At 39.2% G+C, this 1,860-nt stretch carries 2 protein-coding genes and 1 pseudogene; 1 reads left to right on the top strand and 2 read right to left on the bottom strand.

Annotation, left to right across the window (positions count from 1 at the left end):
• A partial coding sequence (locus ALO_RS22355) for a hypothetical protein (protein ID WP_004093672.1) occupies positions 1 to 309 on the top strand: 309 nt, incomplete at its 5' end.
• A 664-nt stretch (positions 310 to 973) separates the two neighbouring features.
• Here the strand turns inward: ALO_RS22355 and ALO_RS05390 are convergent.
• Together ALO_RS05390 and ALO_RS05385 are read right to left on the bottom strand one after the other, a co-directional pair.
• Complete coding sequence (locus tag ALO_RS05390) at positions 974 to 1,537, bottom strand: hypothetical protein (RefSeq protein ID WP_004093670.1); 564 nt, start codon at positions 1,535 to 1,537, stop codon at positions 974 to 976.
• 23 nt (positions 1,538 to 1,560) lie between these two features.
• A pseudogene (locus tag ALO_RS05385) lies at positions 1,561 to 1,860 on the bottom strand (ParB N-terminal domain-containing protein); the annotation flags it as partial.

Here is a 1,860-nt window from a genome sequence, read left to right as displayed (position 1 = left end):
GATTGGTGGCTGCTTGAAAAAGAAAATCCTCTTATTGCTAAAAACATTCATGATTCTTTTTGGGACAAGGCTCTCACTTTAGAAGACAGAGCTTATTTATACCGCGTTCCCTGGGATACTCATCCGCAACTGGCAGACCTTGAATATCACTTATTCACGTTTAACCCGAAGTATCATGCCGTAATGCTCTATAGAATTGATGAAGCCACCGACACGGTACATGTCCAATTTGTTTGTGATTCGAGAGAAAACAAGATTTTAACGGAAATGATAGATATAGCCAAGAAAATGAATCTTCTTAATTTATAAAAGCTAGCAATTGCTGACCGGCCCCAATAAAAACGGACATTGAAAGAAAAAGTCTCCAGTCGCAGAAGCAAAGGGACGTTCTTTGTGCTTCGGTCTGAATTTTAAAAATGATACTGGGATGGATTCCCGCTACTCTGCCAATTTGCCGTTGCGTGACCCCTTCCAGCCTCTTTATTTAGCGGATCATTTCATTGCGCTTCGATTGTTTCATGCTTTGTACATCAACGATCGATTGACCGTCCGGTAAAATACTTGATGGCTCATCAGGCAATTCCTGATAAATACCCGTGGAGCTTTCTTTTCCATTTATTCTATCGCTTTATGGCAAAAGAAGCAACAAGAGCGTCCCCTCGCTTCTTCTTTTATTGTGCTAAAGGATGGTGGATTTATTGTGCAAATTGACACTCGACCGCTACTGACGCTTACGGTGGAGTTCTATCATCATTTTACTTTGGCTGCATAAAGATTGCTGCCCCTCATTTCTGAAGGGCAGCAACGTTAAAAACTTTTTATTTTTTCATTGTCTTCTTGACGGGTAGCACATCAATTGGGTTCGTTGCTCCGCTGTTTGTTTTTCACTTTAAGATTAAGTTGTCAAAAGGCGATCGTCCCCAGTGTCAACTTTGGTGAGGTTAAGTATCAACCCTCGAATCAGACATAATTATCATGGTAGCCTTACACTTGTCTCGATACTTTTAACTCCTTCCTTTTGCAGTATTACCTTATATACGTCTCGACATCTGATTGGATATTCTACTTTAGGGTGCCAACCCTCAAACTCTTGTTTTGCCTGCAAAACTCTTTCCCGGAAATCTGCATAGTTATCTAAATCAATTTTTATATTTGCTTCAAAATCCTTCACCATATCTATAGGTATCATCTGCTTAAATTGTTTAATCAAAGAAATAATCTTATCAACAATTCCAACTGAATTAGGTTTTGCAAATCGCATAAATACTATTAGCTTATCGAAAGCCGTTGGTGTTGGTATAGATTTTATCTCCCCTGTTTCATAGGCTATTTTATTACGGGCAGCCTCATGTTCGGCAGGGTTATTCAGTAATATTTCTAAGTAACCCTCTGTCCTAAATAAAATTTCCATCGTAATATCACTAAATTCACCTTCATTTGTTTTTTTTGCGTCAAGACGTTCAAAGGCTTTGATTACATCCTCTTTGGCGGGGTTGCCACTTAATTTAATCCCAATTCGATAAGCTTCCCTTCCCATTTTATATTCACCACCGATATCTTTTAATCACCGAAAAATTGGCCATCATTTACGTATGGCTTCCACTCAACATGAGACCAATCTGATAGCCCAGTTGGCCCATTTCCGTTCCTAACCACGATTTTCACTGGTATTCCGGTCTCCTGACTTGCAATATACCTGTGATGACCCTCTTCAATGAATCTACCTTTTCCAGGAACGTCATACACTATAATCGGCTCGACTTCTGCTCCCGCTTTGAGTTTTTTAATGTAGTCATCTACCCTTTCTCTATTTATGACAGTTTGCGTTGGCTTTATTTCATTAAAATTTGTTCCAACAAT

This window comes from Acetonema longum DSM 6540, assembly GCF_000219125.1.
Classification (GTDB): Bacteria; Bacillota; Negativicutes; order Sporomusales; family Acetonemataceae; genus Acetonema; species Acetonema longum.
Note: the sequence above shows the minus strand (reverse complement) of the source record. Positions and strands in the feature narration are given on the sequence as shown.

What these genes read in the sequence shown, in the direction of transcription:
- ALO_RS05390 (WP_004093670.1), bottom strand. Translation starts at nt 1,537, where the DNA reads ATGGGAAGGGAAGCTTATCGAATTGGGATTAAATTAAGTGGCAACCCC.